Genomic DNA, 22,333 nt, shown 5'->3' on the forward strand with positions numbered 1-22,333 from the left:
CTCAGTCCTGCATTTCGGTCTGGCGTTCGACAGGGTCGATCAGCACGGCTTTCTGCTGGCGCACCAGCAGGTCGAGAATTTCTTCCTGGCGCTCGCCAAGAACGCCGGAGAAGCTGATGCCGCTGGATTTGGTCGGCGCCAGCATCGACACGCGGTACAGCTCGATGCTCAGCGGCGAGTCGATGGACAGCGGCCCGCTGCCGTTACCAGCCAGCTCACCGCCGACCACGATCAGCGAGACCTTGGCGTCGAACGGGTCGAGGGCGATGTCGCGGTCGGTGTCGGTCAAATCCTTGATGTGGCCGTAGACGCCGGTCAGGCCGTTGGCCATCGAGGTGTTTTCGTACAGCTTGATGTTCACGCTGTTGCGCACCCGAATGCCGTGGCGACGGTTGCTGATCACCTTGTTGCCCCACAGCAGGTTATCGCCGCTCTCATAGAGCGTGATGCCGTCGGTGTGGTTGCGGTAGAACTCGTTGTCGGCCACCACGTTGTTGACGCTGTTACGGTCGAGTACCAGGCCCGAGAGCTTGTTGTCGTAGCTGCGGTTATTGAAGATGAAGCTGTCGTTCACTTCCCGGGAAATGATGATGCCGTGCTTCTTCTTGGTGCCGTAGACGGTGTTGTCCGCGATGATCAGGCCGTGGGAACGGTCGTGGGGGTCAATGCCGTAGACGATGTTGTCTTTGTAGGTATTGCCCTTGATCACAAAGCCCGTGGTCTCGTAGCAATAGAAGCCGTACCACATGTCCGAGAACTCGGAATCGATGATCCAGCCGGTCGGTTCCGCGCGCTTGAGCACCTTGGCCATGTTCGGCGTGTACTGGGAAATACTCACCCCGTACGACTTACTGTTGGCGTAGCCGAAGCTGGCCATCTTGGTCTTGGAGATGTAGGTCTCGGTGCCGCCCCAGGCCAGCAGGAACGGGCGGAACTCCTTGGGCGACTTGAACAGCGCCGGGCCGTTGGCCTTCTCGTCCCAGCCGGTGACTTTGGTGTCACGCACAAACAGCTGGCCGTCGTTGATCAGGAACGAACCGGCCTGCTGGGACAGGCGCAGCTCCTGGGTCTTGTTGTCGATGTCCAGGATGCCCTTGCGCCCGACCACGATCGGCAACTTGGCCAGGAACACGCCAGGCGAGGTTTCGCTGAAGTACTGCTTGGGCACTTTGCCCAGCAAGTCCTTGAGGTTCATGTAGCCGTCGTCGACAAAGATCGCCTGGGGAATGCCGTGCTGGCGCACCACCCATTCGGCCATCTTGTTGTCGCCGCCGATAAAGTCCTTGAGGGCGTCTTCCTGCATCATGCGGCGGATGCTGATTTTGCCGGGCTTGCTGCGCACGATCTTCTTTTCCATCGCGGCGGCGGTGTAGCCCGACAGGTCCGGCAGGGCCGGCTTGGCCATTTCCAGCGGCGCGGTGGGCGGGCTGGAAATGGTGTAGGTCTTGGCCTGTTGCAGTTCCTTGGCGATGGTCGGCGCCTTGGCCGGCGTGTCGGCCAGGGCCGAGGCGCTGGCCAGCAGCATGGCCGCGACGAGCAGGCTTTGAGGATTCATGGCGCAGGCTCCCATCAGAATTTCCAGACCACGTCGACAAAGGCGCGGTGCATGTAGGAGTCGACATTGCTGCCATAGGCGTCGCCCGGTTTGAACACGCCGGCACGGAAACGCACCAGGGCCGAGGGTTCGTCAACCGACTGGCTGAGCGCGGCCGGCAGCAGGCCTTTCTTGAAGTACTTGGTGACGACCAGGTCCATCTCCTGGCCAAGATCTTTCTTGCCGTCGGCCAGTGGCAGGGAGGTGCTGGCGATAATGTCACCGGCGGCGTCGGTGGTGTTATCCAGCGCGGCGATGCCGTTGCTGCTCACCGGCTTGTTGCCGTCCACGCGCCAGAACTTGTGGTAGACCAGGCTGGCGTCGTAGTCCTCGCGCAGTTGCCAGGAACCGAACAGGCTCATGGACTGCATGTTGTTCATCTCGCCGCGAAACGCTTCGCCGAAGCGGTGCACGCGGGACTGGGTGCCGGTCCAGTTCGAACGGTTGCTTTGCAGGCCGTTCTGCTCGTAGTCGGCGCTGGCGCGGGCGTAGGCCGCACCCACTTGCCATTGCGGGTCGAGGCGCAGACGCACGCCGATATCGGTGGCCCAACCACTCAGGTCGTCGCTGTTCTTGGCCTGGTCGGGACGGGTGCCGTCAGACTTGAGCGCGTTGACCTTGTCGCGATCACCGCGCATGCCCGTGATGCTTGCCCAGTAGTTGACGGTGTTGGTGTTGCGCCAGTTATAGGCGTCGCTGTTGGCTTCGATGCCGAGCCAGGTCAGGTCGCCGTTCTCGCGTTTGTCCAACGAGTCGGTCGGCTGGCCGGGTTCCGGGTAGTCGAGCTTGCCGTTGTCATGGGTGTGGTGACCACGCAGGCCGATCCATTGGCCGGGCGTCCACTGGTAGGCGGCGTCGGCGTAGAGGTGCTGGCGGTCCTTGTCGACGGGCGCCAGTTCCTTGAGGTCGGTGCGGTATTCGCTGAAGCGTTCGGCGACGCCCACGTTGGCTTTGAGCAAGGTGGTGTCGAAGGTCCAGTTCAGCGCTTCGATGTTGGTGTCGCGCCATTGGCCGTCGTCATTGCGCAGGCGTTGGCGGCCGAGCTTGAGGATCTCGCCAGGGTAGGGCGTGAAGCCGCTGTAGCCGACCCAGAACTCGCGCATCGCCAAGTAGTTTTTCTTGGTCTTGCGGTCGTTGTTGGTGGTTTGCTGGTTTTCGTCATCGGCCGACTGTTGCAGGGTGTCGGTCTCGATGATGTCGCTGGAGGCAACCGCCTGGCCCATCGCATAAGCGCTCCAGTTGCCGCTTTCGCCGTAGATCCACGGGCGCAGGTCGATACCGACGCCGTTGACGTCGCCGCCTTTTTGCGTGCCCAGGTCGCGGTCATCTTCGGACTGGCCGGTGATTTTCACTTCCAGGCCGAAGTTCTTGGCTTCGGTCAGCGCGGCCAGGGTCGGGCACGACCACAGCAGGGCGAAGGTCAGGCCAATGCCGGCCTTGACGAATGGGTTGAGCTTCATAGGGATTCCTCGCCGTCTTCTTCTTCATCCAGGGCGTGCAGTTGCAACGAGCTCTGGGCCAGGGTGCCGCGGGTGGCCAGTTCCTGTTGCACCAGGCGTTGCCCTTGGGCGCGTTGTTCCGGCGTCAGGGGCGCTTCGAGCTGGGTGGCCAGCTCAACGGCTTCCGGGGTGTCCTGGGCTTTGGCCAATTGGCTGAAGACATAGGCGTTCAATGGGTCGGGCTTGGTGCCCTTGCCTTGGGAAAACAGCTGGGCGATGGCGAAATCGGCACTGTTCTGGCCGTTGCGCGCAGCGGTCAGCAAGTGGTCCAGGGCTCTTTGCGGGTAGACCTTGCCCAGGTAGCCACGGCGGTAGATCTGGCCGAGGTAGTAATCGGCGGCCACTTCACGGCCCACGGCTTTTTCGAAATGCGCTTCGGCGGCCTTGGCATCTGCCGGGACCCACTTGCCTTCGTAGTAGAGCTTGCCCAGGAGCAATTCGGCGCGCGGCTGGTCGGCGGCGCGGCCGTTGTCCAGGTACTTCATCATCTGGTCGACGTCGCCCAGTTCCGGGAAGTCGTAGAGCAGCTGCGCCAGGCTGACCCAGGATGCCGGGTAGCCGGGGGCGATTTTTTCCAGCAGGGCCTGGGCGGTTTTTTCGTCCGGCGTGCCGAGGGTGGCATCGCCCAGCACACGAGCGACGCTGTCGACACGCTGGGCGGTGACGGTGCCACGGCTGTAGCCGGCTTCCATCTGCTTGAGCAACTCGGCCTGTTTTTCCGGCGCGGCTTGCTTCTGATAAACCGTGGCCAGTTCGACGTAGCAGATGTCGGTGGTGTTCAACGCGGCTTTGCAGATGCGCTCCACATCATCGAGGTGCTGGTCGTAGGTGTCCTGGGTGCGATACAGCAGCACTTGGGCCAGGCCGGCTTCCGGATAACCGGCGGCCTGCCATTTACTGATCTGCTGCTGGGCGTTCACATTCGGGAAGCTGTGTGGGTATTGCAGGTACAGCATCGCCAGCGGAATCAGGGTGTTGCCTTCACCATTGGCAAAGGCTTTTTTCAGCAGGCCTTCGGCTTCATGGTGCTCGGCTTCGGTGGCGCCAGGCTTGGCCACCAGCAGGCGGCCGAGGCGCGCCTGGGCACGTGGCGAGGTATCCGCCGCGGCACGGTAAGTGGCTTCGGCCTGTTTGATTTGCGCCGGATCGCGGGTGCCTACCTGGATATCGGCCAGGCCCACTTGGGCCTCGCTGTAACCCAGGTCTGCCAGTTGCTGGTAATTCTGCTGCGCGGTGGCCGTGTCGCCACGCTTGAGCGCTTCATTGGCCAGGCGTTGGTCGGGCAGGCCGGCGCAACCGGCGAGGCTGACCGCAAGGGCCAGCGCGCAATAGGCCGAGGCGAAGTGCGATCTGCTTTGTGTGGGAGCTGGCTTGCCTGCGATGGTATCGGCGCGGTGCAACTGATGTACCGAGTCGCCTGCATCGCGGGCAAGCCCGGCGCCCACATGGGTCGGTGTTGTTATTGAGATAGGGTTCACAGGCATGTCCTCGCTTACAGACCGTGCGCCATGGCTTTATCGATCAGCCAGTTCAGCGATGGGCCACGGTCGCTGGTGACTTCCACCGGGCGGCCGGCGAAGGCGCTGTCCAGTGGTGCATCAGGCTTGATCTGGACGCGGATGTCGGAGGACAGGTCGGCGCTGTTCAGGCTGGTGCTGCTGACGATGGTGCCGGTACGCACCTGGTCTTCGTCGGCGACCTGGAAGCTCACTGGCGTACCTGGGCGCACGTCGCCGAACTGGCGATAAGTGAAGCGTGCTTCCACATTGGCCGGGGCGCCGCGTGGCACCAGTTGGAAGATCACATCGCCTTTGCTGGCGTACTGACCGTCGGCGACCATTTGCTGGGCGACCACGCAATCACACGGCGAAGTCAGGGTGCCGGTCATTTGCTTGCCGAACAGTTCTTCGACCTTGGCCGGTTGCAGTTGGTCTTCGTCCAAGTGGCCCTTGAGCACATCCAGCATGCTGGTGCTGAAGGTCGCCAGTGGCGCGCCTTTGGCGGCAATCGCGTCACCTTTGAGCAGGCTTTGCACGGTGCCGTCACGCGGCATGGTCACGTTCATGCCGGGCACGCTCACCAGGCCGGCCTGGGCGTGGCTGACGAAGTACATGCCGTACACCGACTTGAAGACAAACCCGAACGCCGCCAGACCAACGATGAAGATACCGGCGCTGAACACTACGGCGCGCAGGCGACCGAACGCGGTCATGCCGCTGCCGCTGTCCTTGACCTTGCGTGCCTTGGTGAAGTTGTCGCGTTGCAGGGTCGCCAGCACGTCGCCCATGGACACGATATCGCCGGACAAGTGCGACGTGATCAGGTGGCGCAGGGTCGAGATATCCTGTGGCTCCAGATTCTGGAACTGGCAACCGGTGCGGCCGCTCTGACGGTCGTAGGAGCGAATCTGCAACTCGACGTCCATCGCCAGGCCGAGGTTATCAATCACGAACTGCAGGCGGCCCTTGTGCACTTCACCAACGTTCAGCGGTTGGGTCGCAGTGAATGCCAGGCCGCCGGCGGAGAGGTCGATCACCCGCGCTTCGGTGGGTTTGCCGTCATTGCCGAAAAAGCGCAGTTTGGCCGGGATTTTGACCCGTGCGTGTTGGCGCTGGGCTTCGGATTCGTGGACAACGTTGACGTTTGCTTGGCTATTCATCAGGTGTATTCCTAAGTTAATTCAGGCTTGGCAGGTTCAGACCATCATCAGCAAAACGGCGACGAAGATGCTGCCGGCGGAGAAGGTCATGGTCCGAGACGACCAGGTGTTGAACCAACGTTGAAAGCTGGCCAAATCGCGGGTCAGTTTGGTGTCCTGGCGGGTCCAGGACTGTTGATCAAGGCGGAAGAACACGTAGATCTTCACCAGCGCGCCCATGATCTGGTTGTAATAGAGAATCGCCGGGTAAGCCGGGCCGATCTTGTGGCCGGAGCACGACAGCAGCAGCGTGAGGATCAGGCGGGTGATGCCGATCCACAGCAGGTACGCGAGGATGAACGCGCCGCCGTATTTGAAGGTGGCGATGATCGCCACGGTCAGGCCGAGCAGGGAGGTCCACATCGACACGCGCTGGTCGAACAACACCACGCTGGTGAACAGACCGAGGCGGCGTACGCCCAGGCCCAGGGCGCGGGAGTTCTGGCGCAGGTTGTTGCCGTACCAGCGGAACATCAGCTTGCGGCTGGCCTTGATAAAGCTCTTTTCCGGCGGGTGTTCCACGGTGTTGATCGCGGCGTCCGGCACGTAGAAGGTGTCGTAGCCCAGGCGCATCAGACTGAACCAGCTGGACTTGTCGTCGCCGGTGAGAAACTTGAAGCGGCCCAGGCGCCAGTGTTGCAGCGAGTCACTTTCCACGTCGGCGATAAAGCCCGGGTCGGTCACGACGCTGGCACGAAACACCGACATGCGCCCGGTCATGGTCAGCACGCGCTTGGACAGGGCCATGGAGCACATGTTGATGTGGCGCTGGGCGAAGCGCAGTTTGTGCCACTCGCTCATGATGTAGCCGCCGCGCACTTCACAGAACTCGTTGGTGGTCAGGCCGCCGACATTGCCGAACAGCTGGAACCACGGCACGGTCTTGCGTACGACGCCTTCGGCGAGCACGGTGTCGCCATCGATCACCGCCACGACGGCGCGGTCGTCCGGCAGGTGGCGGGAGATGGCACGGAAACCGAAGGCCAGGCCGTCACGCTTGCCGGTGCCGGCGATGCGCACGAAGTCGAGCTTGACGTGGTCCGGCGGGTTCATCTTTTCCCAGAGGCTCTTGACCAGCAGCTCATCGGACATTTCCACCAGCGAGCAGACCACGGTGGTGGGGAAGCCGCATTCGATGGCCTCGCGGATCACCGAGCTGTAGACCTGCGCGGTGGTCAGCGCATCGATCCGGAAACTGGTAACCATCAGGAACACATGGGATGGGTCGGCGGCCTTGCCCAGCTTGCGCACTTTACGGCGCAGGTGCGGGTAGACCACGTACAAAAACAGCATGCCGCGAAAGAAATGCGTAGCACCCATCGAGTAGCGCCAGATACCGACGGCGCCAATCAGGAAAATAAAATTCTTCGACTCGGAGTCGAACGTACTCGCCGGCAACAGCAAGGCGAGACCCATCAGCAGGCTCAGAAAGAACAGCCAGCCGGCGGATTGGAGCAGTACGTGTTTTAACTTGGACATAAGCGTCATCCGAAGGTGAAGAAGGCTCCGGCTGCACCTGCTGGGGATCAGGACAGGTGCAGCGCGGAACTTGCCGTTGCTGTTACCAGCAAATGCCTTCGGTGCGACCGGTCGTGCAGGTCGCCTTGGACATGAAGCCCACCAGGTCGATCACTTGCTTGCCGTGCGGTGCGTTCTGCGCCAGGGCGCGGAATTTCTCGTCACGGTTGCCCAGGATGATCACGTCGGAGTTGTTGATCACGTCGTCGAAGTCCGAGTTGAGCAGGGACGACACGTGCGGGATCTTGCCTTCGATGTAGTCCTTGTTCGCACCGTGGACACGGGCATACTCGACGTTGCTGTCGTAGATGCTCAGGTCGTAGCCCTTGCCGATCAGCATTTCCGCGAGTTCTACCAGCGGGCTTTCACGCAGGTCGTCGGTGCCGGCCTTGAAGCTCAGGCCCAGCAGGGCGACTTTGCGCTTGTCGTGGCTGGAAACGATGTCGAAGGCGTTCTGCACCTGGGACTCGTTGCTGCGCATCAGCGAGTTGAGCAGCGGCGCTTCCACGTCCAGGGAGCTGGCGCGGTAGGTCAGGGCACGCACGTCTTTTGGCAGGCACGAGCCGCCGAACGCAAAGCCTGGGCGCATGTAGTACTGGGACAGGTTGAGGGTCTTGTCCTGGCAGACTACTTCCATCACTTCACGACCATCGACGCCGACGGCCTTGGCGATGTTGCCGATCTCGTTGGCGAAGGTCACCTTGGTGGCGTGCCACACGTTGCAGGTGTACTTGATCATCTCGGCAACGGCGATGTCCTTGCGGATGATCGGCGCGTCGAGTTCTTCGTACAGCGACTGCAGGACATCGCCGGAGGCTTTGTCGAACTCGCCGATGACGGTCATCGGTGGCAGGTCGTAGTCGGCGATGGCGGTGGATTCACGCAGGAATTCCGGGTTGACCGCGACACCGAAGTCGACGCCGGCTTTCTTGCCGGAGCAGTCTTCGAGAATCGGGATGACCACGTTGGCCACGGTGCCCGGCAGCACGGTGCTGCGCACCACTACGGTGTGGCGGGTGGCTTTGTCACGCAGGACAAAACCGATTTCGCGGCACACGGCTTCGATGTAGTCTAGTTCCAGGTCGCCGTTTTTCTTGCTCGGCGTGCCGACGCAAATCATCGACAGGTCGGTATCGCGGATGGCTTCGGCGAAGTTGGTGGTGCCGCGCAGTCGACCGGTTTCGATACCCTGGCTCAACAGCTCGCCCAGACCCGGTTCAACGATTGGCGATTTGCCAGCGTTGATAAGGTCGATCTTATCCTTGGAGATGTCTACGCCGACCACTTCGTGGCCACGGGCAGACAGGCAACCGGCACACACTGCGCCAACGTAACCTAGACCAAATATGCTGATGCGCATCGCATTTACCTCTTTGTCATTCAAGACTGTGTTAAACATGCCAATTAATGGCCGGAGTTCATGTTTGCAAGCGTCACTGATGCCACGAAAGTTGGGCGAATAGACGCCGACTTACCGCGTACAGGCATGTTAAATAGTGAGTGGCTAACTAGTGCACTCAAGTTGTGCGCAACGTGGCCTTGTTGTTGGGACCTGCCCTCAAATGCAGCCGGCCTTCCTGGGAGAAGGGCCTGGCGCCAGTGCCGCAGGGCTTTGATAGAGGCTGAAACCTTTAAATATCAATGCCTTGGGTTGACTCACTGACCATTAGGGGAGGTTTGGCCCTGGCCTTATAGGGAGAAGCAAATCATCCTTGTCGCCGCTCTTGATTAATCGGTTGGCAATATGACCAATGAGTCAAAGTTCAATGTGACAACTTCGCTACTTCCGTTGGTCGCCATGTAAGTCATCTCTTACAGAATCAGAGAATTTCGTTACCGGTGGTATGAGCCGTGCTTTTGGACGAAGTTCCAGACCGCCTATCCCGAGCGTGGAAATTTCTTGAAATATTAACCGAGATGGCACTGGTACTATATTGATAGCACTTGCTATTTGAGCCAGTAGTTACAGGGAGTTGGCGCGGTGGGATAGTTTTGTGCCACCAGTGTTTAAAAAAAGTGGTGCCACTACGAAAAAAAATCGGAAATGTCGAGTGAAATAAATGTTAGGGATGTGTCTGGATTTTTTTTGGCGCCATAAATTTGACGATTGATGGTGTGAAATGCGGACAAAAATGTGGGAGGGGGCTTGCCCCCGATTGCAGTGGATCAGCCAACTTATCTCTGGCTGACACACCGCCATCGGGGGCAAGCCCCCTCCCACATTTGGATCTCATTGTTTGAAAGAAGGCTGCGAGGCCTTATTCCGGTGCGTGATCGCGCAAAAACACCAGGTTATCCGGCTTGGACTGCTCCGCATTGAAGCGATAGCCCTGCACATCGAACTGCTTGAGCTTGGCCGGATCGTTGATGCGCTCCTCAATCACGAAGCGGCTCATCATGCCCCGGGCTTTTTTCGCGTAGAAACTGATGATTTTGTACTGGCCGTTCTTGAAGTCCCTGAACTCGGTATTGATGATCCGTGCCTTCAGGGCCGTGCGCTTGACCGCCGAGAAGTATTCGTTGGATGCCAGGTTGAGCAGTACATCATCGCCTTGCTCGGCCAGGGCTTCGTTGAGCCATTCGCTGATGCGCGTGCCCCAGAATGCGTACAGGTCCTTGCCACGGGTGTTGGCCAGTTTGGTGCCCATCTCCAGGCGGTACGGCATCATCAGGTCCAGCGGGCGCAGCAGGCCGTAGAGGCCCGAGAGCATGCGCAGATGGTCTTGGGCGTAGCTGAAGTCGGCATCGCTGAACGTCTCGGCATTGAGGCCGGTATATACGTCGCCCTTGAACGCCAGCAGCGCCTGCTTGGCGTTGTCCGGAGTGAAGGCCGGCGTCCAGCTGCCGAAACGTGCGGCGTTGAGGCCGCCGATTTTGTCGGAAACGTGCATCAGCTCACTGATTTGCGCCGGGCTCAGCTCGCGCAATTGTTCGATCAGCTCCTGGGAGTGGTCGAGGTATTGCGGCTGGGTGAAGCGTGGGGTCGCCGGTTTTGACTCGAAATCGAGGGTCTTGGCGGGGGAAATCACCATCAGCATGAAGTCGTCTCCTGTAATCGTGGGGGGATTCTAGGGGCTGGGGCGGTTTGACTCCACCTATGATGCCGATAGGCGCGATCCGCTATAGTGGCCGACGACTCTGGAGAGGGAGACCCTGTGTGCGAATAGCACTGTTATTGGCCGCGTGCCTGTTAAGCCTGAACGCCCATGCGGCGCCGATGGTCGTCGCCAGCCTGGACCGTGGCACCTGGCCCGAAAAACTCAGCAGCCCTGCGCTGTTCGACGTCGCCTCGCGCGCCGAAATCCTGATGTTCGCCCGCAGCCTGCTGGCCAGTGAGTCCTTGGGCGACGCAGCGCTCAAACAGCGCCTGGGCCTGAAGATCATCAACCAGGCCGCCATCGACGACCTGCGCCGCCAGCTCTGGCAACGCTTGCTGGAAAACTACACCGTCGCCCAACAGAGCTGCGAGGTGGATGCCTCGTTCTGCTACCTGGTGGAAAACATGGACGACCTGCGCGAACAGGCCGGCAAGTTCGAAGTCAGCGAAGACTCCTTCTATATAGGCTGGTCCGCCCCCAGCCATACCTTCCACGAACGCTACCTGGACGAACTGCTGCGCAAAGCCGCGTTGTTCCCGCAGATCAGCAGCGAAGTCGCGCGGTTCGGCGACCATGAACGTAACGGCGACGAGTTCAACGACCGTCTGTTCCTGCTGACCTTCGACGGCGGCCCGGCGCCGGTCAGTGGCAATACCGACTGGCTCGCCGACTACCTGCGCAAGCAGAAGATGAACGCCACCTTCTTTGCCCTCGGCAGCAGCCTGCAAACCCGCGTAGAGCGCAGTTCCGCCGCTGAGGTGGAGGCGTTGTACCAGGGCCAGTGCGTCGGCACCCAAGGCTGGCAGTACCGGTCCCATAGCCATTGGGTCGACTGGCAAAGCTCCATCACCCGCAGTGCCGCGCTGGTGCAGAACCTGATGCCGGAAAACTATGTGCCGCTGTTCCGCCCGCCCTATGGGCAGCGTCGTGCGGACAGCCAGGGTTTCTTTCAGTCCCAGGGTTTGCAGGTGGCGTTGTGGGACATCGATTCCCAGGACGAGCCGGGCAAGCTCAAGGCCGATGAGTCGATGCAGCGCGTGCTCACGCTGATGCTGCTGTGGCGCAAAGGGGTGATTGTGTTCCACGACACCCAGGACAAGGCGCGGGTGGCATTGCCTCTGTTGCTACAGGCAACGGCGCAGAGTGGCTTGGGTTGGCAGGACTGCCGGGAAGCCTTTCGTTAAAAATATGAAGTGCCCGCCCCTGTTGGGTTTAAGGCGAAATGGGGGTGATTTTGTGCGACGTTTCGAGGCAGGCGGACTTCCGACTTTAACGGGGTGCATGGCACTCGGCTAGTGCTATTCGTCATCCTGAAAAATAAACTTCAAAAAAGCGTCAAAGTGCTTTTTTCTGTCATGGGTTTTGCGGTATTACGAAGTCAGATCGCCGAAACCTGCACCACAGGTGGCGTCTTCCAAGACTCCTTTTGCGGTGTGTTCGGCGGTCAATCGAGGCGCAGCACTGTCGTGGTATTGCGTCGACTGGCTCCCACAAAGGTGACCGAGTATGGATGATCATGGACGCACCCCTTCTTCCGACCAGCCAATCCTTTATGTGCTTGATACCAACGTACTGATCCACGATCCAAACGCACTGCTTAACTTCGAAGAACACCACGTCGCCATCCCGATGATTGTGCTAGAGGAACTCGACAAGCTCAAAAGTGGGCACCACAGCGTTGCCGCCGAATGCCGCCAGGCCATCCGCCTGATCGACAAGACCCTGGGCGAAGCCTCACCCGAGGATGTTGAAGTCGGCGTGCCGATCCAGCGTGGCAAAAGCGGGCCCAAGGGCTTGCTGTCGATCCTGATGAGCAAGCGCAGCGAGCCCAACAGCCTGCTGCCGGAAAACCTCAACGACAACAAAATCATCAACCAATTGATCGACCTGCACGCGCGCGACAAGGACCTGCGCCTGGTGCTGGTGACCAAAGACATCAATATGCGCCTCAAGGCCCGAGCGTGCGGGATCGCGGCCGAGGACTACAGCACCGACCAACTGGTCGATGACGTTTCAATGCTGTCCCGGGGTTATCACACAGTGACCGGCTCGTTCTGGGACCTCGTGAGCAAGGTCGAAACCCGTCAGGACCACGGCCGCACCTGGCATCAGGTGCAACTGATCGACAACCTGCCGGCCGTGCACATCAATGAATTCATCATCGACGAACAGGGGTTTGTAGGCTGGATCAAGGAGATTCAGGTCGACAAGCTGCTGATCCTCGACCTGCATCAGGAACCCCTGCTGCACCAGGAAGCCTGGGGCCTGAAACCGCGTGACATCTACCAGAGCCTGGCGCTGTACGCGCTACTCGACCCGGACATCCACCTGGTCAATCTGACCGGCGCCGCGGGTTCCGGTAAAACCATCCTCGCCCTGGCCGCTGCTATCGAGCAGACCATGGTCACCAAGCGCTATCGCCGCATCATCGCCACCCGTAGCGTGCAGGGCCTGGACCAGGAAATCGGTTTCCTGCCCGGCACCGAAGCGGAAAAAATGGAGCCATGGTTGGGGGCGATCACCGACAACCTCGAAGCCTTGCATATGGATGACGAAAACACCCATGGCAGCGTCGACTACATCCTCAGCAAAGTGCCGTTGCAGTTCAAATCCCTCAACTACATCCGAGGTCGCAGCTTCCAGCAAAGCCTGATTTTGATTGATGAATGCCAGAACCTCACGCCGCACCAGATGAAGACCATCATCACCCGTGCCGGCGCCGGTTCAAAAGTGGTGTGCCTGGGCAACCTGGCGCAGATCGACACCCCTTACCTGTCCGCGACCAGCTCCGGGCTGACCTACCTGACGGAACGCTTCAAAGACTTCCCCAACGGCGTGCACATTGCGCTGCAAGGGGTGCCTCGCTCGATTCTGGCCGAATACGCCGAATCCCATCTGTAAACGCGGTCACTGTGGGAGGGCGCTTGCTCCCTCCCACATGGTTTACACTCGCGGCTCCTGATCAGGAGTATCGCTGTGCTGACTCATCTCGATTCCCAAGGTCGCGCCCATATGGTCGACGTCACCGACAAGTCCGTGACGTTCCGTGAGGCGGTGGCTGAAGCGCGGGTGCGCATGTTGCCAGGCACCCTGCAAATGATTGTCGACGGCGCCCACCCCAAGGGCGACGTGTTTGCCGTGGCCCGTATCGCCGGGATCCAGGCTGCCAAGAAAACCAGTGACTTGATCCCCCTTTGCCATCCGTTGATGCTCACCGGCGTCAAGGTTGAACTGAGCGCCGATGGCGTGGACGCCGTGCATATCGTGGCGCGCTGCAAACTGTCCGGGCAGACCGGCGTGGAGATGGAAGCGTTGACCGCTGCCAGTGTTGCGGCGTTGACGATCTACGACATGTGCAAGGCCGTGGATCGCGGCATGACCATCGAAAGTATTCGCCTATTGGAAAAACTGGGCGGCAAGAGCGGGCATTTCAAGGCGGATCAAGTATGAGCATTAACGTACTGTTTTTTGCGCGCTATGCCGAAGCGGTGGGCTTCGATTCTCTGGAGATGGAAGGTGAGTTTGCCACCGTTGATGCCGTGCGCCTGGCGCTGGCCGGTGACCCCGAGTTTGCCGTCCTCAACGAGACGAGCCTGATGTGCGCCCGCAACGAGGAGTTGTGCAGCCTCGACGAACCGGTGCAAGCAGGCGATGAAGTCGCGTTCTTCCCGCCAGTGACCGGAGGCTGAGCATGGCCATCCGTGTGCAGGTCGGGGCGTTTGATCCCGGTGCCGAAGTCAACGCCATGCACGCGGCCAACGTGGGCGTGGGCGCGGTGGTGAGCTTTGTCGGTTATGTGCGCGACTTCAATGACGGCCGCGATGTGTCGGGGATGTTCCTGGAGCATTACCCCGGCATGACCGAAAAGGCCTTGGCCAAGATCGCCGTGGAAGCCGAGCAACGCTGGCCGCTGCTCAAGCTCGAAGTGCTGCACCGCGTTGGCGCGTTGGAGCCGGGTGAGCCGATTGTGTTTGTCGCGGCCGCCAGTGCCCATCGCCAGGCGGCGTTTGATGCGTGTGCGTTTGTGATGGATTACTTGAAGACCCGGGCGCCGTTCTGGAAGAAAGAGAACACCCCCGAAGGGGCACGCTGGGTGGAAGGGCGGGACAGCGACCACGCTGCTGCTGATCGCTGGAAATAGCCCGCCGAACACCTCTCTTAAAATCACCTCAAATCAAATGTGGGAGGGGGCAAGCCCCCTCCCACATTTTTACTGCATTCCAAGCCTTAGGGGCGCTTGCGCTCCACGGCTCGCAGCAAGTGCGTCGGCGGTGTCTCGCAGCTGATCTTGCGGCCCAGCAAGGTCTCGATCGATGGCAACTGATACGAGTCATCTTCTCCCGCAAAGCTGATCGACACACCCGCAGCACCCGCACGGCCGGTACGGCCAATCCGGTGCACGTAGTCGTCCGGCACTTCCGGCAGGGTGAAGTTGATCACGTGGCTGATGCCGTCGATATGAATGCCGCGCCCGGCGACGTCAGTGGCCACCAGCACGCGGATCTTGCCTTCGCGGAAACCTTCCAGGGTCTTGATGCGCTTGTGTTGTGGCACATCGCCCGACAGTTGCGCGGCGTTGACGCCGTCGCGCACCAGGCGCTCTTCGATACGGCGTACTTCGTCCTTGCGGTTGGCGAACACCATGACGCGCTCCCAACCGTTGTCGTTGATCAGGTTGTAGAGCAGCTTGTACTTGTCGGCACCGGCCACAGCGTAAATGTGCTGTTCGACGTTTTCGCTGGCGACGTTCAGCGCTTCGATCTCGACGATGGACGGGTCGGTGGTCCACTGCTTGGCGAGGTTCATCACGTCTTCGGTGAAGGTCGCGGAGAACAGCAGGGTCTGGCGCTCGTTTTTCGGCGGGGTCTGGCGAATGATCTGGCGTACTTGCGGGATGAAACCCATGTCGAGCATGCGGTCGGCTTCGTCCAGCACCATCACTTCGACCATGTCCAGGTGCACGTCGCCGCGCTGGTTGAAGTCCAGCAGGCGGCCAGGGGTGGCGACCAGGATGTCGCAGTGGCGGGCTTCGAGGTGCTTGAGCTGTTTATCGAAGTCCATGCCACCGACGAAGGTCATCACGTTGAGTCCGGTGTATTTGGTCAGGTCGGCGGCGTCCTTGGCGATCTGTACCACCAGCTCCCGGGTCGGGGCGATGATCAGCGCGCGCGGTTCACCCATGTAGCGCTCTTTCGGCGGCGGTGTTTGCAGCAGCTGGGTGATGATCGAGATCAGGAACGCGGCGGTCTTGCCGGTGCCGGTCTGGGCACGGCCGATGGCGTCTTTGCCGGCAAGGGTGAAGCCAAGCACCTGCGCCTGGATCGGCGTGCAGTAAGGGAAGCCCAGGTCCTGGATGGCGTGCATCAGTTCCGGGGCCAGTTTGAAATCGTGGAAGCGGGTTTTACCTTCCTGGGGCTCGACGACGAAGTCTTCGAGTTTCCAGGGAATGACGACCGGTTTGGGCGCACGTTCCCGGCGCGGCTTCGGGGCTGGCGCGGCTTCAGCCTGAGGTGTCGCCTGTTCGGGCGGTGTCACCGGCGGCGTCTTCGGCTGCGCGACAGGTGCGGTCCGGCCGGGCTGTTGGCCGTCATTGCGGCTGCCGGAGGAGGGGACAGGAGCACTGGGAACAGGCGCGAGCGGCTCAGCCTCGCTTTTGCCGAACATCTTCTTGAGTGCTTTGAGCACGGTGATCTCATTAATTGGTTAAGGAATGTACGCCGGCCAGTGTAATGCAAGAATCGGGCGCGGCGTAGTGCGTCTGTCATACGGCTACATAAACGTGGATTTCAGCGCAGGCGCTCGGCCAGCCAAGTGCCGATATCGCGTATCTCTTCAGGTAACACTTCGTGGCCCATTGGGTATTCCTGCCATGTCACGGTGACACCACGGCTGTTCAGGTGTTCGTAGGCCGTACGGCCCATGGCGTTCTGTACCACGTCGTCGTACTGGCCGTGCAGGCACAGGGCCGGAATGCGCTGCTGGCTGGCCGACAATTCCAGCTCATCACCAAAGGTAGGCGCGTAAGTGGAGAGGGCGATGACGCCACCCAGCGGGCCTTCCCAATTCATAAACGCAGTGTGGAAGACCACGGCGCCGCCCTGGGAAAAACCCGCAAGAAAAATTCGCGAAGCGTCTATTCCGGTTCTCTTCTGGGCCTCGATCAAATCCGTGAGCATTTTTGCCGATACTTCCAGCTCTTCCAGACTGATGGAACGCGCCGGGCTCATGGCCTTGATGTCGTACCAGCTCGGCATCTCGTAGCCGCCATTAATAGTCACCGCACGGGTCGGCGCCTGGGGCAATACAAAGCGGGTGGTCTGCAATTCTTCCTGCAACGCTTCAGCCACCGGCAAGAAGTCGTAGCGATCGGCACCCAGGCCATGCAACCAGATTACGCAGGCGTCTGCGGGCTTGGCGGGCTGAAGAATCAAGGGGTCGGTCATGTCTGCTCCATAAATGTGCGTGCGCTCCGATTAAGTGCGACGGAACGGTGCGCTAGAGGTTGATCTGTTAAGAGAATGTCGCAAGGCTGAATCTTTTTCTATTGACCATGGGCTGAAACGACTCAGCCGCGACTCTGGTACGCGCCTTGCTACGTGTAGGTCGATGTCAGAACTTTCTTGTGACGGTAACACTATCAGTGAGTGCCGCTTGTAGGAAAGCAGCTGGAATTACCGCGACAGCCTCATGCCGCTCGGCCCTAAAAAAAACCAACACGGGTCGATATCGCCTCATAAGGGTGCGCTGAGGTTCGGAGCTTCGACACAACAAGAGCGTATTTGGAGGTTTGAATGAAGGTATTGAAATCCACCCTGGCCATCGTTTCCGCGGCCGCTGTACTGGGTGTCAGTGGTTTCGCCCAAGCTGGCGCCACTCTGGACGCCGTGCAGAAGAAAGGCTTTGTGCAATGCGGTGTGAGTGACGGCTTGCCGGGTTTCTCGGTACCGGATGCCAGTGGCAAGATCCTCGGGATCGACGCTGACGTTTGCCGCGCTGTAGCCGCTGCTGTGTTCGGCGACGCGACCAAGGTCAAGTTCAGCCAGTTGAACGCCAAGGAGCGTTTCACCGCGCTTCAGTCCGGCGAAGTCGACATCCTTTCGCGCAACACCACCATGACCAGCTCCCGTGACGCAGGCATGGGCCTGAAATTCCCGGGCTTCATTACCTACTACGACGGCATCGGCTTCCTGGTAAACAACAAGCTGGGCGTCAAAAGCGCCAAGGAACTGGACGGTGCAACCATCTGCATCCAGGCCGGTACCACCACCGAGCTGAACGTTTCCGACTACTTCCGTGGCAACGGTCTGAAATACACCCCGATCACCTTCGACACCTCCGACGAAAGCGCCAAGTCGCTGGAATCCGGTCGTTGCGACGTGCTGACCTCCGACAAGTCCCAACTGTTCGCCCAGCGCAGCAAGCTGGCCTCGCCGAAGGACTACGTGGTTCTGCCGGAAACCATTTCCAAGGAACCCCTGGGCCCGGTCGTGCGTAATGGCGACGACGAGTGGCTGGCTATCGTGCGCTGGGTAGGCTACGCCATGCTCAACGCTGAAGAGGCCGGTATCACCTCCAAAAACGTTGAAGCTGAAGCCAAGTCCACCAAGAACCCGGACGTTGCACGTCTGCTCGGTGCTGACGGCGAATACGGCAAAGACCTGAAAGTGAAGAAAGACTGGGTCGTACAGATCGTCAAGCAAGTCGGTAACTACGGTGAAGTGTTCGAGCGCAACCTGGGCAAGAGCACCCCGCTGGAAATCGACCGTGGCCTGAACGCGCTGTGGAACAACGGCGGCATTCAATACGCACCCCCTGTGCGCTGATCGCTGATGGTTCTGTCACCCGGTGGGCCAACCGCCGGGTGATGTTCTGTTCCATTCTTTCCGGGGCACTTCATGCAAAATCAAATCGGCGCACCAAAGCAGAAGCTCAGCTTCAGCGATCCCAAAGTGCGTGCGTGGCTCTTCCAGATCATCACGATTGTGGCGGTGGTCTCGCTGGGCTGGTACCTCTTCAACAATACCCAGACCAACCTTCAACACCGGGGCATTACCTCGGGTTTCGACTTTCTTGAGCGCAGTGCCGGCTTTGGCATCGCGCAGCACTTGATCGACTACACCGAATCGGACAGCTATGCCCGCGTCTTTGTAATCGGCCTGCTCAATACCTTGCTGGTGACCGTGATTGGTGTGGTCCTGGCAACCTTGCTCGGCTTCATCATCGGCGTGGCGCGCCTGTCGCCGAACTGGATGATCAACAAGCTGGCGACGGTGTACGTGGAAGTGTTCCGCAACATTCCGCCGTTGCTGCAGATCCTGTTCTGGTACTTCGCGGTGTTCCTGACCATGCCGGGGCCGCGCAATAGCCATAACTTCGGTGACACCTTCTTTGTCAGCAGCCGAGGCCTGAACATGCCGGCAGCGCTGGCCGCTGACGGGTTCTGGCCCTTTGTGGCCAGCGTGGTGGTGGCGATCGTGGCAATTGTGCTGATGGCGCGTTGGGCCAACAAGCGCTTTGAAGCCACTGGCGTTCCGTTCCACAAGTTCTGGGCGGGCCTGGCGCTGTTCATCGTGATCCCGGCGTTGTGCGCCCTGATCTTCGGTGCACCGTTGCACTGGGAAATGCCCAAGCTGCAAGGCTTCAACTTTGTCGGCGGCTGGGTGCTGATCCCTGAACTGCTGGCACTGACCCTGGCACTGACTGTTTATACGGCAGCGTTTATCGCCGAGATCGTGCGTTCGGGCATCAAGTCCGTCAGCCACGGCCAGACCGAAGCTGCGCGCTCCCTGGGCCTGCGCCCTGGGCCGACGCTGCGCAAGGTCATCATCCCGCAAGCCTTGCGGGTGATCATTCCGCCGCTGACCAGCCAATACCTGAACCTGGCGAAAAACTCGTCGTTGGCCGCCGGTATCGGTTACCCGGAAATGGTTTCGCTGTTTGCCGGCACGGTGCTCAACCAGACCGGCCAGGCCATCGAAGTCATTGCCATCACCATGAGCGTGTACCTGGCGATCAGCATCAGCATTTCCCTGCTGATGAACTGGTACAACAAGCGCATTGCGCTGATCGAGCGGTGAGGAAACGCCCATGAGTACGCATACGTTCAAACCTGATATGCCGCCGCCGAACAAAGTCTTCGGCCCGGTGGCATGGATGCGCGCCAACCTGTTTTCCAGTTGGCTCAACACCCTGCTGACCTTGCTGTCGCTGTACCTGGTCTACCTGGTAGTACCGCCGATCCTGCATTGGGCCATCCTTGATGCGAACTGGGTCGGCACCACACGCGCCGATTGCACCAAAGAGGGCGCCTGCTGGGTGTTTATCCAACAGCGCTTCGGGCAGTTCATGTACGGCTACTACCCCGGCGACCTGCGCTGGCGCGTAGACCTGACCGTGTGGCTGGCCATCGTTGGCGTGGCGCCGTTGTTCATCTCGCGCTTTCAGCGCAAGGCGATCTACGGCCTGGGCTTCCTGGTGCTGTACCCGATCATCGCCTACTTCCTGTTGCACGGCGGCATCTTTGGCCTGGCCAACGTGGCGACCAGCCAATGGGGCGGCCTGATGCTGACCCTGGTGATCGCCACTGTCGGTATCGCCGGCGCCTTGCCCCTGGGCATCGTGCTGGCGTTGGGACGGCGTTCGAACATGCCGGCGATTCGTGTGGTCTGCGTGACCTTCATCGAATTCTGGCGCGGCGTGCCGTTGATCACCGTGCTGTTCATGTCCTCGGTGATGCTGCCGCTGTTCCTGCCGGAAGGCATGGGCATCGACAAGCTGCTGCGGGCGTTGATCGGCGTGATCCTGTTCCAGTCGGCCTATGTGGCCGAAGTGGTGCGCGGTGGCTTGCAGGCGATTCCCAAGGGGCAGTACGAAGCGGCCGCCGCAATGGGCCTCGGTTACTGGCGCAGCATGGGCCTGGTGATTCTGCCGCAAGCCCTGAAGCTGGTGATCCCCGGTATCGTCAACACGTTTATTGCGCTGTTCAAGGACACCAGCCTGGTGATCATCATCGGCCTGTTCGACCTGCTCAACAGTGTCAAGCAAGCCGCCGCCGACCCGAAATGGCTGGGCATGGCCACTGAAGGCTACGTGTTCGCCGCCCTGGTGTTCTGGATTTTCTGTTTTGGTATGTCGCGCTATTCCATTCATTTGGAACACAAGCTCGACACAGGCCACAAGCGTTAGGAGTTGTTGTTATGAGCGAAGCAATCAAACAGCCTGTGAGCCCTGAAGGCATTATCCAGATGCAGGGCGTCAACAAGTGGTACGGCCAGTTCCACGTGTTGAAAGACATCAACCTCAACGTCAAGCAGGGCGAGCGTATCGTGCTGTGCGGCCCGTCGGGTTCGGGCAAGTCCACCACCATCCGCTGCCTCAACCGTCTGGAAGAGCACCAGCAGGGCCGCATCGTGGTCGATGGCGTGGAACTGACCAACGACCTCAAGCAGATCGAAGCGATCCGCCGTGAAGTCGGCATGGTGTTCCAGCACTTCAACCTGTTCCCGCACCTGACCATCCTGCAGAACTGCACGCTGGCGCCGATGTGGGTGCGCAAGATGCCCAAGCGCAAGGCCGAAGAAATCGCCATGCACTACCTGGAGCGCGTGCGCATTCCGGAGCAGGCCCACAAGTTTCCGGGGCAACTGTCCGGCGGCCAGCAACAGCGTGTGGCGATTGCCCGCGCCCTGTGCATGAAGCCGAAAATCATGCTGTTCGACGAGCCAACCTCGGCGCTGGACCCGGAAATGGTGAAGGAAGTACTCGACACCATGATCGGCCTGGCCGAAGACGGCATGACCATGTTGTGCGTGACCCACGAAATGGGCTTCGCCCGCACCGTGGCCAACCGCGTGATCTTCATGGACAAGGGCGAGATCGTGGAACAGGCAGCGCCGAATGACTTCTTCGACAACCCGCAGAATGACCGGACCAAGTTGTTCTTGAGCCAGATTTTGCATTGATCGATAGATGATGCTTGAAAATAAACCCGGCCTTGGCGCCGGGTTTATTATTTGTGATTTATGAGGCTTTCAGCGTTTCAGTCTCGTCGTGGACGGTATAGGTGAAAGCGCCACGCAAATCAGCACCTTCGGCCAGAATTCTTGCTTGCGCCAGCAAATGCGGATGGCGATCCAACAACCGAATCAGTAGCACTAAGGGCTTGGGCGCAAGAAGCTCGCCGCGTTCGTAGCGAGAGAATGCGTTGTGGCCGGCCCCGGACAGCAAATCTACTGCCTCTTTTTGCGTAAGGTGCAGTTTGCGGCGGGTACGTTTAATCTCGGCGCCGATCATTTTCCGAGCGGCGAGGGTGAGTTCGTCTTTCGCTTCGCCGTAACGGTCAGCGCTGTCGTTGTCGGGATCCCAGAAACCGTCGCCACACACCTCGCATTCCCAGCCTGAAAGATTATCGACCCGACGCTCCATGCCTTTGATGCGGATGGTTTCACTGCGTCCCTCGTAATAGCTCAACGCATCAGGAGCGCCACAGATGTAGCAAAGCTCTTTTTCTTTCATGGGTTTTTCTCCTTGAAGGAGACTACCGGAGGCCTACCGTCAGTGCGGTATGTGACCTTGATGTAAATCTCCTTACCTTTTGAGTGGATGTGATACACATCTTGCCAAACTCGATGGTCTCCATAGGTGGTCATCGACTTGTGCAGCATCCAGTTCTGCAGCTCATAGATGACCTCCTGCATATCCTTGATACTAAGGCCAAGAGCATCGCCGCACTCTTCTGCAGTGCGGGTAAACGCCTTCCTTCCAAGCCGCCTGACATCCGCCTTTATCCCCGCCAGATCGTAATGAGGTGTGTACTTTTCCATAAGACACCTGAGCCGAATAATTACCCTCTAAGGGTAATTTTACCAATCGAAAATACTGCTCCTTTTCCTGCCTAAGAACCGTAGTGCGTTGCCTTTGTAGGCAG

20 protein-coding genes are annotated in these 22,333 nt (G+C 59.8%); 9 read left to right on the top strand and 11 right to left on the bottom strand.

Annotated elements, in window-relative coordinates; all coding sequences use genetic code 11:
• Position 1 precedes the first annotated feature (1 nt).
• The 7 genes from algG to yaaA form a co-directional block, all read right to left on the bottom strand.
• Positions 2 to 1,570 (bottom strand): mannuronan 5-epimerase AlgG, encoded by a 1,569-nt coding sequence (gene algG, locus AB3G88_RS04940; RefSeq protein ID WP_099584945.1) that lies wholly within the window; start codon positions 1,568 to 1,570, stop codon positions 2 to 4.
• Positions 1,570 to 3,054, bottom strand: a complete 1,485-nt coding sequence (locus tag AB3G88_RS04945) for an alginate export family protein (RefSeq protein WP_099584946.1) — start codon at positions 3,052 to 3,054, stop codon at positions 1,570 to 1,572. The genes algG and AB3G88_RS04945 overlap by 1 nt, the downstream gene beginning before the upstream one ends.
• Complete coding sequence (algK, locus tag AB3G88_RS04950) at positions 3,051 to 4,475, bottom strand: alginate biosynthesis TPR repeat lipoprotein AlgK (protein WP_099585025.1); 1,425 nt, start codon at positions 4,473 to 4,475, stop codon at positions 3,051 to 3,053. Before algK ends, AB3G88_RS04945 begins: the two co-directional genes overlap by 4 nt.
• Before the next feature lie 110 nt (positions 4,476 to 4,585).
• Positions 4,586 to 5,752 carry an alginate biosynthesis protein Alg44 gene (locus AB3G88_RS04955; protein WP_112193564.1) on the bottom strand — a complete coding sequence of 389 codons (1,167 nt, stop codon included), beginning with the start codon at positions 5,750 to 5,752 and terminating at the stop codon, positions 4,586 to 4,588.
• A 36-nt stretch (positions 5,753 to 5,788) separates the two neighbouring features.
• Positions 5,789 to 7,270 carry a mannuronan synthase gene (gene alg8 / locus AB3G88_RS04960; protein ID WP_160385045.1) on the bottom strand — a complete coding sequence of 494 codons (1,482 nt, stop codon included), beginning with the start codon at positions 7,268 to 7,270 and terminating at the stop codon, positions 5,789 to 5,791.
• Positions 7,271 to 7,352: 82 nt separating this feature from the next.
• Positions 7,353 to 8,669 (bottom strand): nucleotide sugar dehydrogenase, encoded by a 1,317-nt coding sequence (locus AB3G88_RS04965; protein WP_099584949.1) that lies wholly within the window; start codon positions 8,667 to 8,669, stop codon positions 7,353 to 7,355.
• An 898-nt stretch (positions 8,670 to 9,567) separates the two neighbouring features.
• On the bottom strand, positions 9,568 to 10,347 hold the full coding sequence (gene yaaA, locus AB3G88_RS04970; RefSeq protein ID WP_480453418.1) for a peroxide stress protein YaaA: 780 nt from the start codon (positions 10,345 to 10,347) through the stop codon (positions 9,568 to 9,570).
• 119 nt (positions 10,348 to 10,466) lie between these two features.
• Here yaaA and AB3G88_RS04975 point away from each other — a divergent pair, with 119 nt between their 5' ends.
• From AB3G88_RS04975 to moaE, 5 genes are all read left to right on the top strand, one after another.
• On the top strand, positions 10,467 to 11,591 hold the full coding sequence (locus AB3G88_RS04975) for a polysaccharide deacetylase family protein (RefSeq protein WP_480453419.1): 1,125 nt from the start codon (positions 10,467 to 10,469) through the stop codon (positions 11,589 to 11,591).
• A 322-nt stretch (positions 11,592 to 11,913) separates the two neighbouring features.
• Positions 11,914 to 13,308 (top strand): PhoH family protein, encoded by a 1,395-nt coding sequence (locus AB3G88_RS04980; RefSeq protein WP_032886372.1) that lies wholly within the window; start codon positions 11,914 to 11,916, stop codon positions 13,306 to 13,308.
• A 75-nt stretch (positions 13,309 to 13,383) separates the two neighbouring features.
• Complete coding sequence (gene moaC / locus AB3G88_RS04985; protein ID WP_099584952.1) at positions 13,384 to 13,857, top strand: cyclic pyranopterin monophosphate synthase MoaC; 474 nt, start codon at positions 13,384 to 13,386, stop codon at positions 13,855 to 13,857.
• Positions 13,854 to 14,096 (top strand): molybdopterin converting factor subunit 1, encoded by a 243-nt coding sequence (gene moaD, locus AB3G88_RS04990; RefSeq protein ID WP_099584953.1) that lies wholly within the window; start codon positions 13,854 to 13,856, stop codon positions 14,094 to 14,096. The genes moaC and moaD overlap by 4 nt, the downstream gene beginning before the upstream one ends.
• A gap of 2 nt (positions 14,097 to 14,098) precedes the next feature.
• Positions 14,099 to 14,548 (top strand): molybdopterin synthase catalytic subunit MoaE, encoded by a 450-nt coding sequence (gene moaE / locus AB3G88_RS04995; RefSeq protein ID WP_480453420.1) that lies wholly within the window; start codon positions 14,099 to 14,101, stop codon positions 14,546 to 14,548.
• Positions 14,549 to 14,634: 86 nt separating this feature from the next.
• Here moaE and rhlB read toward each other — a convergent pair whose 3' ends face one another.
• Together rhlB and AB3G88_RS05005 are read right to left on the bottom strand one after the other, a co-directional pair.
• A complete protein-coding gene (rhlB, locus tag AB3G88_RS05000; RefSeq protein WP_177411600.1) occupies positions 14,635 to 16,098 on the bottom strand; it encodes an ATP-dependent RNA helicase RhlB in 1,464 nt (487 codons plus the stop codon).
• Between the two features lie 95 nt (positions 16,099 to 16,193).
• Positions 16,194 to 16,850, bottom strand: a complete 657-nt coding sequence (locus tag AB3G88_RS05005) for an alpha/beta hydrolase (RefSeq protein WP_480453421.1) — start codon at positions 16,848 to 16,850, stop codon at positions 16,194 to 16,196.
• Between the two features lie 348 nt (positions 16,851 to 17,198).
• Here AB3G88_RS05005 and AB3G88_RS05010 point away from each other — a divergent pair, with 348 nt between their 5' ends.
• The 4 genes from AB3G88_RS05010 to AB3G88_RS05025 all read left to right on the top strand — a co-directional run bounded on the left by AB3G88_RS05010 (position 17,199) and on the right by AB3G88_RS05025 (position 21,368).
• Entirely contained in the window at positions 17,199 to 18,230 is a 1,032-nt protein-coding gene (locus AB3G88_RS05010) for an amino acid ABC transporter substrate-binding protein (protein WP_017526224.1), read from the top strand.
• Between the two features lie 72 nt (positions 18,231 to 18,302).
• On the top strand, positions 18,303 to 19,484 hold the full coding sequence (locus AB3G88_RS05015) for an amino acid ABC transporter permease (RefSeq protein WP_099584957.1): 1,182 nt from the start codon (positions 18,303 to 18,305) through the stop codon (positions 19,482 to 19,484).
• A 10-nt stretch (positions 19,485 to 19,494) separates the two neighbouring features.
• Positions 19,495 to 20,592: an amino acid ABC transporter permease gene (locus AB3G88_RS05020; protein WP_099584958.1), complete on the top strand. Its 1,098-nt coding sequence runs from the start codon at positions 19,495 to 19,497 to the stop codon at positions 20,590 to 20,592.
• 11 nt (positions 20,593 to 20,603) lie between these two features.
• Positions 20,604 to 21,368 carry an amino acid ABC transporter ATP-binding protein gene (locus tag AB3G88_RS05025; RefSeq protein ID WP_003171943.1) on the top strand — a complete coding sequence of 255 codons (765 nt, stop codon included), beginning with the start codon at positions 20,604 to 20,606 and terminating at the stop codon, positions 21,366 to 21,368.
• Positions 21,369 to 21,426: 58 nt separating this feature from the next.
• On the opposite strand, the gene AB3G88_RS05030 is transcribed toward AB3G88_RS05025, so the two are convergent.
• Positions 21,427 to 21,921 carry a type II toxin-antitoxin system MqsA family antitoxin gene (locus AB3G88_RS05030; RefSeq protein WP_099584959.1) on the bottom strand — a complete coding sequence of 165 codons (495 nt, stop codon included), beginning with the start codon at positions 21,919 to 21,921 and terminating at the stop codon, positions 21,427 to 21,429.
• A complete protein-coding gene (locus AB3G88_RS05035; protein WP_099584960.1) occupies positions 21,918 to 22,229 on the bottom strand; it encodes a type II toxin-antitoxin system MqsR family toxin in 312 nt (103 codons plus the stop codon). Before AB3G88_RS05035 ends, AB3G88_RS05030 begins: the two co-directional genes overlap by 4 nt.
• Positions 22,230 to 22,333: the final 104 nt, after the last annotated feature.

The organism is Pseudomonas arvensis (assembly GCF_056688935.1).